Origin of the sequence: Lacrimispora sinapis, from assembly GCF_043633585.1 — a bacterium.
Classification (GTDB): domain Bacteria; phylum Bacillota; class Clostridia; order Lachnospirales; family Lachnospiraceae; genus Lacrimispora; species Lacrimispora sinapis.
Genome location: NZ_CP141832.1, coordinates 281,651 through 296,438 on the forward strand (window position 1 = coordinate 281,651; position 14,788 = coordinate 296,438).

General features: G+C 52.2%; 15 protein-coding genes. 9 read left to right on the forward strand and 6 right to left on the reverse strand.

Annotated features, from left to right (window positions below):
• Positions 1 to 147 precede the first annotated feature (147 nt).
• The 8 genes from VIG27_RS01365 (at position 148) to VIG27_RS01400 (ending at position 8,092) form a co-directional block, all read left to right on the forward strand.
• Positions 148 to 1,122 (forward strand): LacI family DNA-binding transcriptional regulator, encoded by a 975-nt coding sequence (locus VIG27_RS01365; protein ID WP_394524592.1) that lies wholly within the window; start codon positions 148 to 150, stop codon positions 1,120 to 1,122.
• Positions 1,123 to 1,171: 49 nt separating this feature from the next.
• Positions 1,172 to 2,281 (forward strand): phosphate/phosphite/phosphonate ABC transporter substrate-binding protein, encoded by a 1,110-nt coding sequence (locus tag VIG27_RS01370; protein ID WP_394524595.1) that lies wholly within the window; start codon positions 1,172 to 1,174, stop codon positions 2,279 to 2,281.
• Positions 2,282 to 2,363: 82 nt separating this feature from the next.
• A complete protein-coding gene (gene phnC, locus VIG27_RS01375; RefSeq protein ID WP_394524597.1) occupies positions 2,364 to 3,119 on the forward strand; it encodes a phosphonate ABC transporter ATP-binding protein in 756 nt (251 codons plus the stop codon).
• Positions 3,116 to 3,937 (forward strand): phosphonate ABC transporter, permease protein PhnE, encoded by an 822-nt coding sequence (gene phnE / locus VIG27_RS01380; protein ID WP_394524599.1) that lies wholly within the window; start codon positions 3,116 to 3,118, stop codon positions 3,935 to 3,937. The genes phnC and phnE (VIG27_RS01380) overlap by 4 nt, the downstream gene beginning before the upstream one ends.
• A gap of 12 nt (positions 3,938 to 3,949) precedes the next feature.
• Positions 3,950 to 4,759 carry a phosphonate ABC transporter, permease protein PhnE gene (gene phnE / locus VIG27_RS01385; protein ID WP_394524601.1) on the forward strand — a complete coding sequence of 270 codons (810 nt, stop codon included), beginning with the start codon at positions 3,950 to 3,952 and terminating at the stop codon, positions 4,757 to 4,759.
• A gap of 4 nt (positions 4,760 to 4,763) precedes the next feature.
• Complete coding sequence (locus VIG27_RS01390; protein ID WP_394524603.1) at positions 4,764 to 6,284, forward strand: bifunctional metallophosphatase/5'-nucleotidase; 1,521 nt, start codon at positions 4,764 to 4,766, stop codon at positions 6,282 to 6,284.
• A gap of 212 nt (positions 6,285 to 6,496) precedes the next feature.
• Positions 6,497 to 7,732 (forward strand): ammonium transporter, encoded by a 1,236-nt coding sequence (locus VIG27_RS01395; RefSeq protein WP_394524605.1) that lies wholly within the window; start codon positions 6,497 to 6,499, stop codon positions 7,730 to 7,732.
• Between the two features lie 18 nt (positions 7,733 to 7,750).
• Positions 7,751 to 8,092 carry a P-II family nitrogen regulator gene (locus VIG27_RS01400; protein WP_394524608.1) on the forward strand — a complete coding sequence of 114 codons (342 nt, stop codon included), beginning with the start codon at positions 7,751 to 7,753 and terminating at the stop codon, positions 8,090 to 8,092.
• Positions 8,093 to 8,226: 134 nt separating this feature from the next.
• Here VIG27_RS01400 and VIG27_RS01405 read toward each other — a convergent pair whose 3' ends face one another.
• From VIG27_RS01405 to VIG27_RS01430, 6 genes are all read right to left on the reverse strand, one after another.
• The gene (locus VIG27_RS01405; RefSeq protein WP_394524610.1) at positions 8,227 to 8,574 is read right to left on the reverse strand and encodes a hypothetical protein; all 348 of its coding nucleotides are present in this window, start codon (positions 8,572 to 8,574) and stop codon (positions 8,227 to 8,229) included.
• A gap of 62 nt (positions 8,575 to 8,636) precedes the next feature.
• On the reverse strand, positions 8,637 to 9,923 hold the full coding sequence (locus VIG27_RS01410; RefSeq protein ID WP_394524612.1) for a hypothetical protein: 1,287 nt from the start codon (positions 9,921 to 9,923) through the stop codon (positions 8,637 to 8,639).
• Between the two features lie 6 nt (positions 9,924 to 9,929).
• Entirely contained in the window at positions 9,930 to 10,085 is a 156-nt protein-coding gene (locus VIG27_RS01415; RefSeq protein ID WP_394524614.1) for a hypothetical protein, read from the reverse strand.
• Between the two features lie 6 nt (positions 10,086 to 10,091).
• The gene (locus tag VIG27_RS01420) at positions 10,092 to 10,802 is read right to left on the reverse strand and encodes a hypothetical protein (protein WP_394524615.1); all 711 of its coding nucleotides are present in this window, start codon (positions 10,800 to 10,802) and stop codon (positions 10,092 to 10,094) included.
• Between the two features lie 9 nt (positions 10,803 to 10,811).
• Positions 10,812 to 13,340: a hypothetical protein gene (locus VIG27_RS01425; protein WP_394524616.1), complete on the reverse strand. Its 2,529-nt coding sequence runs from the start codon at positions 13,338 to 13,340 to the stop codon at positions 10,812 to 10,814.
• 171 nt (positions 13,341 to 13,511) lie between these two features.
• Positions 13,512 to 13,706 carry a hypothetical protein gene (locus tag VIG27_RS01430; protein ID WP_394524618.1) on the reverse strand — a complete coding sequence of 65 codons (195 nt, stop codon included), beginning with the start codon at positions 13,704 to 13,706 and terminating at the stop codon, positions 13,512 to 13,514.
• A gap of 680 nt (positions 13,707 to 14,386) precedes the next feature.
• Here VIG27_RS01430 and VIG27_RS01435 point away from each other — a divergent pair.
• Complete coding sequence (locus VIG27_RS01435; RefSeq protein ID WP_394524621.1) at positions 14,387 to 14,758, forward strand: LytR/AlgR family response regulator transcription factor; 372 nt, start codon at positions 14,387 to 14,389, stop codon at positions 14,756 to 14,758.
• The last annotated feature ends 30 nt before the right edge of the window (positions 14,759 to 14,788 follow it).

Genomic DNA, 14,788 nt, shown 5'->3' on the forward strand with positions numbered 1-14,788 from the left:
GAAGAAGAGACGGTTTCTTCCCGGTATTTCCATTTATAAAACCCATCAATTGAAGTCCAGGTAAAACTTTAGTAAAATTTTACTTTGGTTATTGACGGTACAGGAGTGTACAATTATAATGAAACCTGAAAGGTGAGGATATAGGTTATGGCTACAATTAAAGAGATTTCACAGCTTGCGGATGTCTCCATCACTACAGTATCCCGGGTGCTGAACCAGGATGATACCATTGTGGTAAGTCCGGAAGTGAAAAAGAGGATATTTAAAATTGCCCACGAGTTAAAATATGTCCCACCCAGGATGCGTCATACGCAGAAAAAGAGAGAGATTGTCATAGGAGTGGCTGACTGGCATATTATCCGTAAGGACAGGACCAACATCAGACTGTCCTCCCTGGACTTGATCGTTAAGTCCATGTCCGGGAACAGCGATGTGAGGTTTGAACGGATGGATAAGGGAATGCCGGGGCAGTACGACGGAATCATGGCGTTCGGTGTCTTCAGCCAGGAGGAGATGGAATTTCTCCGGATGCAGAGCTACGCCATCGTATTTATTAATTCCGATCCAAAGGATTATGAATATGACAGCATTGTAATGGACTTTAACAAAGGAATTCATGAGATGCTGTCCTATCTGGTGGACCAGAAGAAATACCGGAGTGTTGGCTATATAGGCGGTCTTTATGACGAAGGTCAGGTTAAGATCGGTTACCGGAGACTTGAGGGAATCCGGGCTGCCTTTACCCAGAGAGGCTTCTATGAGGAGTCCTGTTTCTTCATAGGGGATATCAGTAAGGAAAGCGGTTATGAGCTTGCAAAAAAGGCGATGGAATCCGGCTGTCTGCCGGAGGCAGTGCTGTTAGGCAGCGAAGAAGTGGCCGAAGGTGCCCTGGAGGCGTTTTGTGATGCTGGTCTTCGGATTCCAAAGGATATTGCAGTGGTGATCTATAAGGATATAGAGACCCTGGAATCCAAATGGCCCTCCTATACCAAAGTCCGCATGTTTCCGGATATTGTCTGGCAGACTGCCATAAAGCTTTTGCTGGAGCAGATCAGGGAAGGCCGCAAGGACAATATGACGATCTTTCTTCCGACCAAACTAGAGGTCGGTGACAGTGCGTAATGATTCATGAACAAGAGAACCGATGAGTCACACGAAAAAGGAGAGCAGTATGAGAAAAACAGTTTCTGTATTAATGGCAGCAGCACTCTGTGCAGCAATGATCGGCGGTTGTTCCGGCAGCAGCAAACAGGCAGGTGCAACAACCGCAGCTTCTTCCGCAGCAGGATCAGAAAGTGCATCATCTGCAGCAGAACAAACCACAAAAGCAGAGAACAAAAAGATTGAAAAGCTCAATGTATACTTTGTACCTTCCAGAGAGCCGCAGGAGATCGTAACCGCTACCGAGCCGTTGAAGGACATGCTTAAGACGGAACTTTCAAAACAGGGTTATGATATCGGTGAAGTAGTGATCACCGTTGGAACCAACTACGAAGCAGTTGGGGAAGCTCTTTCCGCAGGAACTGCAGATATCGGTCTTATTCCTGGAGGAACCTATGTCCTTTACGATGACGGAGCAGATGTGATTCTTACCGCAACCAGAGACGGGTTAAGCAAGAATTCCGATTCTGCAAAAGACTGGAATGATGGAAAGCCAACAGACCCGACCACAGACCAGGCAACTTTTTACCGTGCACTGATCATTGCAGGTCCTTCCGAAAAGGGAAAGGAACTGGCAGCGAAGGTAAACAGCGGCGAAGCACTGACTTTTGAAGATTTAGACGGAGCAAACTGGAGCGTCATGTCCTCCTCCTCCCCGGCAGGATACATTTACCCATCCTTATGGCTTCAGGATAACTTCCAGAAGAATATATTAAATCTCTCTCATGCAGTTCAGTCCGACTCCTACGGCAGCGCATTTGCAAGACTTGCTTCCGGTCAGGTAGATGTTCTTTGTACTTATGCAGATGCCCGCAGAGACTATGTGGACAAATGGAACTCCGAATACGGCAGAACCGGTTCTATTTGGGAAGAGACTAATGTTATTGGCGTTACACCTCCGATCTTTAATGATACAGTAAGCGTAAGCAAGACTTCCAAAATCATGGATGATGATTTCAAAAAGGCTGTTCAGAGCGCATTTATCAATATCGGCAATACCGAAGAGGGCCAGAAGGTCATCGCCATCTACAGCCACAAAGGATATCAGGCGGCAAAGAGTGCGGATTACGATAATGAGCGCAAAGCCCAGGAGATGATTAAGGAATTAAATGCGAAATAAATAATACAACAGGCTGCGGAGGCGTCGTAAGGGAAATCTATTTGCGGCGCCTCCGCTCTTTGTGCATGGAATCGAGGAAAATATGATTGAATTTAATCAGGTAAGCAAAAAGTACCCCAATGGCTTTGAAGCGTTGAAAGAGATAAATTTAAAAATAGAGCAGGGAGAATTTGTGGCTATCATCGGCTTATCCGGTGCAGGAAAGTCCACCCTTCTGCGCACCATCAACCGGATGCATGATATTACGGAAGGCAGTCTTACGGTAGACGGAACCGATGTGATGCAGTTAAAGGGCTATGAGCTTCGCCGCTTCCGCCGGAAGATCGGCATGATTTTCCAGTCCTTTAATCTGGTGACCAGAACCAGAGTCATCAATAACGTACTGATGTCAAAGGTACCGGAGCTGCCGTTTTTTAAGGCATTATTTGGCATATATCCAATGAAAGACAAGCTGGAAGCGCTGGAAGCTCTTGATAAGGTGGGAATTCTTGACAAGGCTTATGTCCGGGCAGACCAGCTTTCCGGCGGCCAGCAGCAGAGAGTTGCCCTGGCAAGAACCCTGGCTCAAAATCCCCAGATCATTCTGGCGGATGAACCGGTGGCTTCCCTTGACCCGGTAACCGCAAAACAGGTCATGGGAGATTTCTTAAAAATCAACAAGGAGATGAACATTACCATTCTCCTTAACATCCACCACGTGGATTTAGCGCTCCAGTATGCCAGCCGGGTGGTGGGCATCCGTGCAGGTGCCATCGTATACGACGGCCCGGCGGCCAATGTAACAGAAGAAATTTTAAATGAGATTTATGAAGGAAAGCAGAAGGAGGCAGATGGATGAGCATATATGACAAGATATTTCCCCCCAGGAAAATGGAATTGTCAAATGGGAAAACCGTCTATAAGCCGGCTTCCAGACTTCCCTTGATTGCTTTGATCATAGTGCTTTTTACGGCACTTTCGGTGAAGATCACTGGGTTTGATATGAAAGTTTTGGCCGAAAGAGGGAACCAGTTTTTCATTATTCTGGGAATGATGGTGCCCCCTGCATTTTCTTACAGCGCTCAGGTGTGGGAGCCTTTGTTTGATACCGTAAAGATGTCCCTTTTGGGAACGGTCATCGGAGCGGTTTTAGTGATCCCTTTTGCCATGGCAGCGTCCACCAATATTATTAAGAACTCTTTTGTAGTCAGCGGCATGAGACTGTTTTTAAGCATTGTGAGGACCCTTCCCACTCTGGTTACGGCTCTGATCGCCACCTATGTATTCGGCCTTGGTACCCTTGCGGGAACCACCGCCATTGCGGTGTTCACCTTTGCCTATATGGGGAAAATCCTTTACGAAGAGATTGAGACGGCCGATATGGGAGCCTTTGAGGCCATGGAAGCCATCGGAGCCACCAAGGTCCGGGCATTTATAAGTGCCATCATCCCCCAGGTCCTTCCGTCCTATATTTCCAATGGCTTGTTCTGCTTTGAAGGAAATGTCCGTTACGCGGCCATACTTGGGTATGTAGGGGCAGGAGGTCTGGGACTGATCCTGAATGAAAAGCTTGGCTGGAGAGAATACCCAAGCGTCGGCATGATCTTAATCATGCTGTTTGTTGCCGTATTTTTCATTGAATCGGTGAGCCGTTACTGCCGCCGCAAACTGGTATAGGAGGGCCTTTAGATGAATAAGCAAATTGAAAAAGCATATGCCGAACGGCCGAAAAACACGGTTTACCAGATCGCGGTTTCCGTCATTGTTGTGGCATGTATTCTATGGTCCGGTTCTGCCATAGAAATAACAAAAGGAGGCACCGGCGGCCTTAAAATTGCAGGAAATATCTTAAGCGGTATTTTCCATCCCGATACAAAGCTGTTGTTTAACTTAACGGCTCAGGGTGTTCCTTATCTGCTTCTTGAGACGGTCTGCATTGCATTTTTGGGTACTTTGGTGGGGGCGTTTCTTGCCATTCCCTTATCCTTTTTATCCGCGTCCAACTTAATGCCTGCGCCGGTGGCGTATGTAAGCCGTCTGGTGATTATGGCAGTGCGGACCATCCCTGCCTTTGTTTACGGCCTGATGTTTATCCGTGTCAGCGGACCGGGGGCATTTACCGGACTTTTGACCATGTCTGTCTGCTCCGTTGGTATGGTCTCAAAAATGTACATTGAAGCCATTGAAGACTTAGACACCAGGATTTTAGAATCTCTTGATGCCTGCGGCTGTACCACGTTTCAGAAGATCCGTTACGGAATTCTTCCCCAGCTGATCCCCAATTTTGCCTCCACGGTGATTTACCGGTTTGATATCAATTTAAGGGATGCGACCGTTCTTGGTTTAGTAGGGGCCGGCGGAATCGGTGCGCCTTTAATTTTTGCCATGAACGCTTACCGCTGGAATGAAGCGGGAGCCATCTTAGTCGGTCTGATCGTTTTGGTTCTGTTTGTGGAATACATTTCCACCCGAATCCGCGTGAAGCTGGCAAGGGGGTGATGGATTGGAAAAACGAGCAACCATTTATTATACGTCTGATGTTCACGGATATTTATTCCCCACCTCATACGGAGATAAGAGTGAAAAGGCCATGGGACTTTTAAACTGTATCTCCAACTTTAAAAAGGATGGGAACACTTTGATTTTTGACGGGGGAGACACGCTGCAGGGTTCTCCCATGGCTTCCTACATCACGGCACAAGGAGGAGAATTACTGGAATCCGAGCCATTCGCCCGTGTGTATAATGACGCGGGCTATGACGCCGTAGTTCCCGGCAACCATGACTTTAACTTTGGATATGAACGCCTTTCCCATTATTACAATGCCCTTAACGGAGTCTGTCTCTGTGCCAATGCAGAGGATCTGGAGGGAAAGGCAAAGCTTCAAAACAGCCATATTTTTTTGCTGGAAAATGGACTCCGCATCGGAGTGACCGGAATTGTCACAGATTATGTAAATGTATGGGAACAGCCGGAGCATTTGGAAAAAATTAAAATCACCGATGCATTTGCGGCAGCAAAAGAGGAGCTTGACAGACTTAAAAAGAATTCCGATGTTACCGTGTGTATCTATCACGGCGGCTATGAATGTGACCTGGAAACCGGTGAGGTGTTAAGCACCAGCAGAGAAAATGTAGGCTTTCGCATTTTAAAGGAGCTGGAATACGATATCCTTTTGACCGCTCATCAGCATATGCCAGTCTCAGGCAGAGATCTTTATGGAACTCATACCTTACAGGTCATGGCCAATGCAGTGCAGTACGCAAGGATAGAATTAAGTGTGGAAAACGGAGCAGTCCATGCAGAGTCCGCCATCTGTCCCGCAGGAGACTTCCATGAGGAAGAACCGTACCGTTTTCTGCTCCCCTTAGAAGAAGAAGTTCAGAAATGGCTTGATGTGGGAATCGGACAGATTAAAGAACCCATCCCAGAGCAGAGCAAGTTAGATATGGCCATGAATGGTTCGGGAGTGGCCGATTTCTTCAATCAGGTGCAGCTTGCCTATTCCGGAGCAGATATTTCCTGCGTGGGCCTGGGAAATACTCCCATGAGCCTTCCGGAGCACATCACCATGAGGGATTTGGTCCGGGTCTACCCCTTTTCCAATACGCTTGTGGTTCTTTCGGTAAACGAGGATACTCTTAAAAAAGCGCTTGAACGGTGTGCGGAGTATTTTACCCTTAGAGATGGTAACATAGAGATATCAGAGGTATTTTTAAATCCCAAGGTGGAGCATTATAATTACGATTACTTTGCGGGAATCCGCTATGAGATAGACTTACAGATGCCTGTGGGAAGCCGTGTAAAGGAGATTTTGTACAAGGGAGAACCTTTAAACGGACGGACTTTAAGCCTTTGTATGAGTGATTACAGAGCCAGCGGGACCGGGGGATATGAAGTATATAAAAAATGTCCGGTATTAAAGCGGATCGGTGCGGAAGTACCGGAACTGGCCCTGGATTATTTAAAAAAGCACCCGGTCTTGGAGATCCAAAAAAGCGGGAGCATTGTCATCCGCCGGTAAATAGTGTTTTTCATGTAAATACCAAAAAATTACCAGTGGGACTTTAAATTTTTTACTTGACAAAATCAGTTTCATGCTTTAGTCTAGCAATATACTTTTTTTAAAAAAGTTAAAGTAATATTTAAAGGCAAAGAAGCCATAACTACGTGCAATGCCGCACGAGGTTATGGCTTAATTTTTTTTACCAAAAACGAAAGAAAGAGGTGCTTTTTATGGATCACGGAGATTTTTCATGGATGCTTATTTGTTCTGCTCTTGTATTTATTATGACCCCAGGGCTTGCATTTTTTTATGGAGGTCTGGTAAAACGGAAAAATGTGATTAATACCATAATGTCGTCAGCCATTATGATGGGAATCGGATCAATTCTTTGGGTTCTGATCGGTTTTTCTCTCTCCTTCAGCGGAGATATTGGAGGAATTATAGGAAATCTTAACTGGTTTGGCCTTAACTTCGATACCTTTGGGGATACCACACATCCGTATCCCAATACGCTTGTATTCGCCATCTTCCAGATGATGTTTGCCATCATCGCTCCTGCACTTATTACCGGTGCCGTGGCAGAGCGTATGAAATTTTCCTCTCTGGCCATCTTTGTAACGCTCTGGTCCATCATCGTTTATTATCCCCTGGCTCATATGGTATGGGGCGGCGGATATTTGTTCCAGATCGGTTCCATTGATTTTGCCGGAGGCAACGTAGTTCACATCAGCTCCGGTGTAAGCGCTCTGGTTCTTTCCATTCTTCTCGGAAAACGAAGAAATTTAGGAAAGGCACCGTACCACCCCCACAACGTGCCGTTTGTATTTCTCGGTGCGGCTCTTCTGTGGTTCGGCTGGTTTGGCTTTAACGGAGGAAGCGCCCTTGCAGCCAATGAGCTTGCCGCTCATGCATTTATGACGACAAACACGGCAGCAGCTTCTGCGCTCCTTTCCTGGATCTTCATTGAAGTGATTAAAAATGGCAAACCGACTCTGGTGGGAACCTCCACCGGTCTTGTGATCGGTCTGGTAGCCATAACTCCCGGTGCAGGCTTTGTGCCGATTTGGGCAGCAATCCTCATCGGAGCACTGGTAAGCCCGATCTGCTACTTCTTCATCAATGTGATCAAACCGAAGTTTGGATATGACGATGCACTTGATGTATTCGGCTGCCATGGAATCGGCGGTATCTGGGGCGGCATTGCAACTGGTATCTTTGCCCATACAAGTATCAATTCCGCAGCACCCTGGAACGGCCTGGTATTTGGGGATATCACCTTATTTCTCCGCCAGATTGCAGCCATTCTTATTACCATCGTTATCGCCGTTGTGGGAACTCTTGTGGCTGCAGGGATCGCATCTCTCATAACGAAGGGAATCAAGGTCACCAACAAAGATGAGGTGACGGGGCTTGATACTTCGGAGCATGGAGAAACTGCATATCCTGCATTTAATGGAATGGATTAATAGAAGGGGGATCATTAGATGAAGAAAATTGAAGCATTTATCCGGCCGGAAAAGCTGGAGGACATTAAAGAAATTATGGATGAATTGAAGTTAAACGGCTTAAGCGTGATGCAGGTCATGGGATGCGGCAATCAAAAGGGCTGGACAGAATTTGTACGAGGGGCGGAAGTGGACTATAACTTTCTTACCAAAATAAAGATTGAGCTTGTGGTTCCCGATTCTCAGGCGGAAGCTGTAATTGATGCCATCACCAAAAAGGCGTATACCGGAGAATTTGGTGATGGGAAAATCTTCATTTCCGATATTCAGGATGCGGTCCGTATCCGTACCGGAGAGCGGGGGGAAGACGCAATCAAATAGGTTTTTTTAAAAAGATTCTACTATATTATAAGGCCGCAGATCCTATGCTGAAAAAAGGATCTGCGGCCTTACTGCGTTGCTGTAATAAGTTATTTATACAAAATCATATCGAATTCATATTTCCGTTGTTTTTTCTATGGCAGGGTCACATCGGATTCAATAAGGTAAACCCATACTGTGGTTCTTGCTCCGGATGCAGACGAAAAAGTATCTATTTCATACAGTGACCACAATGAAGTATCAGGATCCTGCTGCCGCAGCCAGACCCGGTGCATTTCCCTGGAGGAATTGTAAACAATGGAGTCCAGGGATTGAATGGAACTTAACGTGTAATTGTTTAAGGTGCTCGCATCAATTGTTCCGTCATATTGACTGGATCGTTTCAGATCAATTAAAACAGAACCAGACACAGGGAGTATAGATATTGAAATATAGTCTGCTGCCCCATAACTTAAACGATAAATAACATTACCGACTGTCACGTCACCCACACTGCCAGAGGTAGAGAGATCAAAGTTACTTATCTGAGTCGGTGAGGTACCACTTAATCCCACAGGTCCGGCAGTTCCAGCAGGTCCAGTATCGCCAGTGGGTCCAGTGTCGCCGGTAGGGCCAGTATCGCCGGTGGGTCCAGTATCGCCGGTGGGGCCAGTATCGCCGGAGGGTCCAGTGTCGCCGGTAGGGCCAGTGTCGCCGGTAGGTCCGGTATCGCCAGAAGGTCCAGCATCCCCAGAGGGTCCAGTATCGCCGGTAGGCCCGGTATCACCAGAAGGCCCAGTATCGCCGGAGGGTCCAATGTCGCCGGTAGGCCCGGTATTGCCGGAGGGTCCAGTGTCGCCAGTAGGTCCGATGTTGCCGGTAGGCCCAGTGTCGCCGGTGGGTCCAATATCCCCCGTAGGTCCAGTATCCCCGGTAGGCCCAGTATCGCCAGAAGGTCCGATGTCACCGGTGGGTCCAGTATCTCCCGTAGGCCCAGTATCGCCAGAAGGTCCGATGTCACCGGTGGGTCCAGTATCGCCCGTAGGTCCAGTATCGCCGGTAGTCCCGGTATCGCCCGTAGGCCCAGTGTCACCAGAAGGTCCGATGTCGCCGGTGGGTCCAATATCCCCGGTAGGTCCAGTATCTCCAGTAGGCCCGGTATCACCGGCGGGTCCAGTATCCCCGGTAGGCCCGGTATCGCCGGATGGTCCGATGTCGCCGGTAGGTCCAGTATCGCCCGTAGGCCCAGCATCGCCCGTAGGTCCGGTATCGCCAGAAGGTCCAGTATTCCCGGTAGGCCCAGTGTCGCCGGTTGGTCCGGTATCGCCAGAAGGTCCAGTGTCGCCAGAAGGTCCGATGTCGCCGGTGGGTCCAATATCCCCTGTAGGTCCAGTATCGCCAGTAGGCCCAGCATCCCCGGTAGGTCCAGTATCTCCAGTAGGCCCGGCATCCCCGGCGGGTCCAGTATCCCCGGTAGGCCCGGTATCGCCAGAAGGTCCGATGTCGCCGGTAGGCCCAGTATCGCCCGTAGGCCCAGCATCGCCTGTAGGTCCGGTATCGCCGGCAGGCCCAGTATCGCCAGAAGGTCCGATGTCGCCGGTGGGTCCAGTATTGCCTGTAGGTCCGATGTCGCCGGTAGGTCCAGTGTCGCCGGTAGGCCCAGTATCACCGGAGGGTCCAATATCCCCAGTAGGTCCAGTATCGCCAGTAGGTCCGATGTCGCCGGCGGGACCAGTATCCCCAGAGGGACCAGTATCCCCGGTAGGCCCAGTGTCACCAGAAGGTCCGATGTCGCCAGTGGGCCCAGTGTCACCAGAAGGTCCAGTGTCGCCGGTAGGCCCAGTGTCACCAATAGGCCCTACGTCACCAGAAGGTCCAGTATCGCCGGTAGGTCCGATGTCGCCGGTGGGTCCAGTATCTCCAGAAGGTCCAGTATCGCCGGTAGGTCCGATGTCGCCGGTGGGTCCAGTATCTCCAGAAGGTCCAGTGTCGCCGGTAGGCCCAGTGTCACCAATAGGCCCTACGTCACCAGAAGGTCCAGTATCGCCGGTAGGTCCGATGTCGCCGGTGGGTCCAGTATCTCCCGTAGGCCCAGTATCGCCAGAAGGTCCGATGTCACCGATGGGTCCAGTATCGCCAGTAGGTCCAGTATCGCCGGTAGTCCCGGTATTGCCAGTAGGCCCAGTGTCACCAGAAGGTCCGATGTCGCCGGTGGGTCCAATATCTCCGGTAGGTCCAGTATCGCCCGTAGGCCCGGTATCCCCGGCGGGTCCAGTATCCCCGGTAGGCCCGGTATCGCCAGAAGGTCCGATGTCGCCGGTAGGCCCAGTATCGCCCGTAGGCCCGGTATCCCCGGCGGGTCCAGTATCCCCGGTAGGCCCGGTATCGCCAGAAGGTCCGATGTCGCCGGTAGGCCCAGTATCGCCCGTAGGCCCAGCATCGCCCGTAGGTCCGGTATCGCCGGCAGGCCCAGTATCGCCAGAAGGTCCGATGTCGCCGGTGGGTCCGATGTCGCCGGTAGGCCCAGTGTCGCCGGTTGGTCCGGTATCGCCAGAAGGTCCAGTATTCCCGGTAGGCCCAGTGTCGCCGGTTGGTCCGGTATCGCCAGAAGGTCCAGTGTCGCCGATGGGTCCAGTGTCGCCGGTGGGTCCAATATCCCCCGTAGGTCCAATATCTCCCGTAGGCCCAGTAACGCCAGTAGGTCCGATGTCGCCGGTAGGCCCAGTGTCACCAGAAGGTCCTATGTCGCCAGTGGGTCCAGTGTCGCCGGTAGGCCCAGTGTCGCCGGTTGGTCCGGTATCGCCAGAAGGTCCAGCATCGCCGGTAGGCCCAGTGTCACCAGAAGGTCCAGTATCCCCTGTAGGTCCGATGTCGCCGGTGGGTCCAATATCCCCGGTAGGTCCAGTATCTCCAGTAGGCCCGGTGTTTCCCGCAGGTCCGGTGTCGCCGGTAGGCCCAGTATCCCCGATAGGCCCAGTATCCCCTGTAGGCCCAATGTTGCCGGTAGGCCCGGTGTCGCCGGCGGGTCCAGTGTCGCCAGAAGGTCCGATGTCGCCAGTGGGTCCAGTATCCCCGGTAGGCCCAGTATCGCCAGAAGGTCCAGCATCGCCGGTAGGCCCAGTGTCGCCGGTCGGTCCAGTATCTCCGGAGGGGCCAATGTCGCCGGTAGGCCCAGTGTCACCAGAAGGACCGGTATTGCCAGTGGGTCCAGTGTCGCCGGTAGGTCCGATGTCGCCAGTAGGCCCAGTATTCCCGGTAGGTCCAGCGTCTCCGGTAGGTCCAGTGTCTCCCGTAGGTCCAGTGTCGCCAGAAGGTCCGGTGTCGCCGGTAGGCCCAGTATCCCCGGTAGGCCCGGTATCGCCAGAAGGTCCGGTGTCTCCAGTAGGCCCAGTATCGCCAGAAGGCCCAGTAACGCCAGAAGGTCCAGCATCGCCGGTCGGTCCAGTATCGCCCGTTGGTCCGATGTCGCCGGCGGGCCCAGTATCCCCGGTGGGTCCAGTGTCGCCGGTGGTTCCGGTATCGCCAGAAGGTCCGGCATCGCCGGTGGGTCCGGTATCGCCAGAAGGCCCAGTATCCCCGGTGGGTCCAGTGTCGCCGGTAGGCCCGGTGTTTCCAGTAGGTCCAGTATCGCCCGTAGGTCCGGTGTCGCCGGTAGGCCCAGTATCCCCGGTAGGTCCGGTATCACCAGAAGGTCCGATGTCGCCAGTGGGCCCAGTGTTGCCGGTGGGTCCAGTGTCGCCGGTAGGCCCGGTGCCTCCCGTAGGCCCAGTATCTCCGATGTCGCCGGTGGGTCCGATGTCGCCAGTAGGCCCGGTGTCTCCGGTAGGCCCAGTATCTCCGATGTCGCCGGTGGGTCCGATGTCGCCAGTAGGCCCAGTGTCACCAGAAGGTCCGATGTCGCCCGTTGGTCCGATGTCGCCGGAAGGTCCAGTATCGCCGGTAGGTCCAGTATCGCCAGAAGGCCCAGTATCGCCAGAAGGCCCGGTGCCGCCGGTAGGTCCAGTGTCGCCGGTAGGTCCAGTATCGCCGGTAGGTCCGATGTCGCCAGAAGGCCCAGTATCCCCGGTAGGTCCAGTGTCTCCCGTAGGTCCAGTGTCGCCAGAAGGTCCGGTGTCCCCGATAAGTCCAGTATCGCCGGTCGGCCCAGTATCCCCAGAAGGTCCGGTGTTCCCGGTCGGTCCAGTAACGCCCGTCGGCCCGGTATCGCCAGAAGGTCCAGTATCGCCGGTGGGCCCAGTGTCGCCGGTAGGACCAATGTCGCCGGTAGGGCCAGTGTCGCCGGTAGGCCCGGTATCGCCAGAAGGTCCAGTATCTCCGTTGGGTCCAGTGTCTCCGGTAGGCCCAGTGTCACCCGTTGCTCCGGAATCCCCGGTAGGTCCGGTATCCCCAGAAGGTCCGATGTCACCAGTCGGTCCAGTAACGCCCGTCGGTCCGGTATCGCCGGTAGGCCCAGTGTCGCCAGTGGGTCCAGTGCCCCCGGAAGGTCCCGTAACGCCGGTAGGCCCGGTATCCCCAGAAGGCCCAGAATCGCCAGTAGGCCCAGTGTCACCAGTGGGTCCAGTGTTCCCGGAAGGTCCCGTAACGCCGGTGGGCCCGGTATCCCCAGAAGGCCCAGTATCACCAGTAGGCCCGATGTCCCCGGAGGGTCCAGTGTCGCCGGTAGGCCCGGTGTCTCCCGTTGGTCCGGCATCGCCCGTCGGTCCAGAATCGCCGGTAGGTCCGATGTCGCCGGTAGGCCCAGAATCGCCGGTAGGCCCAGTGTCGCCAGTCGGTCCAGTGCCCCCGGTTGGTCCCGTAACGCCGGTGGGCCCGGTATCCCCAGAAGGCCCAGTATTACCAGTAGGACCGATGTCCCCGGAGGGTCCAGTGTCGCCGGTAGGCCCGGTGTCCCCCGTCGGTCCGGCATCGCCCGTCGGTCCAGAATCGCCGGTAGGCCCGATGTCGCCGGTAGGCCCAGAATCGCCAGTCGGTCCAGTGTTCCCGGAAGGTCCCGTAACACCGGTGGGCCCGGTATCCCCAGAAGGCCCAGTATCGCCGGTAGGCCCGATGTCCCCGGAGGGTCCAGTGTCGCCAGTAGGCCCGGTGTTCCCCGTCGCTCCAGTATCACCCGTTGGTCCAGTATAGCCCGTCGGCCCGGTATCGCCCGTCGGTCCGATGTTGCCCGTGGGTCCGGTGTCCCCTGTCGGTCCGGCATCACCAGTGGGTCCAGTGTCCCCCGAAGGTCCAGTGTCGCCGGTAGGCCCGGTGTCCCCTGTCGGTCCAGTATCACCGGTAGGCCCAGTATCGCCCGTAGGCCCAGTGTCGCCGGAAGGCCCAGTGTCGCCGGAAGGCCCAGTAACTCCAGTAGGCCCGGTATCCCCCGAAGGTCCTGTAACGCCGGAAGGCCCAGTATCCCCAGAAGGTCCAGTGTCGCCGGTAGGTCCAGTGTCCCCAGAAGGTCCTACGTCACCAGTGGGTCCAGTATTGCCAGTGGGTCCGATGTTGCCGGTAGGTCCGGTATCGCCAGCCGGTCCAGTATCGCCAGTCGGTCCAGTGTCCCCCGTAGGCCCGGTAGGTCCAGTGTCCCCCGCAGGCCCGGTATCCCCGGTAGGCCCCGTATCCCCCGTAGGCCCAACCGTCTCCCCATTATTTTCAATAACTGCCAAGATCCCCCTAAGTGGAACCTGCATAGAAAAATAAACAGTTCCTGAACTTGTATTAACAAGTGAAAGTGTAAGAGGAGGCGTTGTGACATCAATAATTCCAACTCCATAAACTTCACCCGTTTTTATGGGAGAAACTCCAGATATAAATTGCCCTTGTGATGTGCTTATTGCAAATGAAATGCCGGTGGTTGATGCGGATGATTGAGTGGATAACCACCAATGTACCATATACTGACCGGGTTCGAGAATTTGTATTTCTCCGGTAGACGGATTGTAGCTGATATTTCCAGAAAGATAGGAAACCGAATCAAAAATAACATTGGCTCCGTTGTCTACCGATAAAGCCGTATTTAAATTAACTTGTATTGCGGTAATGCCCATTGTTGTACCCCCTTTTATTATTTTAGGGATTCATAATAAATTGGTTCCTGTACTTGTATTCTATGCGTAGAAAAAATCAAGGTAACTTTCCAAGCGGCGGGAAAGGGCATTAGCCACCAGAGGATACTTGAAATTGATTCAACGCCTGAGTTTTATAAAAATATCAACAATCATCAAAAAAGTTTAGGATTGACCATTCCCCCTCATTGAAACAAAACATAAATAAAAGTATAATTATAGTAATCTCATTGCAAAATAGAAAGAATTGTACATGATCCGGGGAGGAATTATGAAAATCAGGGCAGTAGTGGTGGATAATTCAGAAGAATTATTGGTAAAGCTGACATGCATTTTAAAGGAAATAAAAGAAATCGAGCTGTGCGGAAGCTTCCGTGAAGCAGTCACAGCCATGCAGTATATCAAAGAGAATCAAATCAATCTGGTATTTTCAGATGTGGTCATGCCGGACATCAGCGGCATCACGCTTGCGGCAAAGCTTTATGAATTACCCGAACCGCCGGAAGTAGTGCTGTTATCCGGTATCCCCGGGTTTTCCCTGGAGGCATGGAAAATCCGGGCTTACGGATTTATTATAAAACCATATACAAAAGCACAGATTATAAAAATGGTTGACCGGTATAAGAAAGAATATGGAACATAAACATAAAATCTATTTCGGATTTACCCTGGG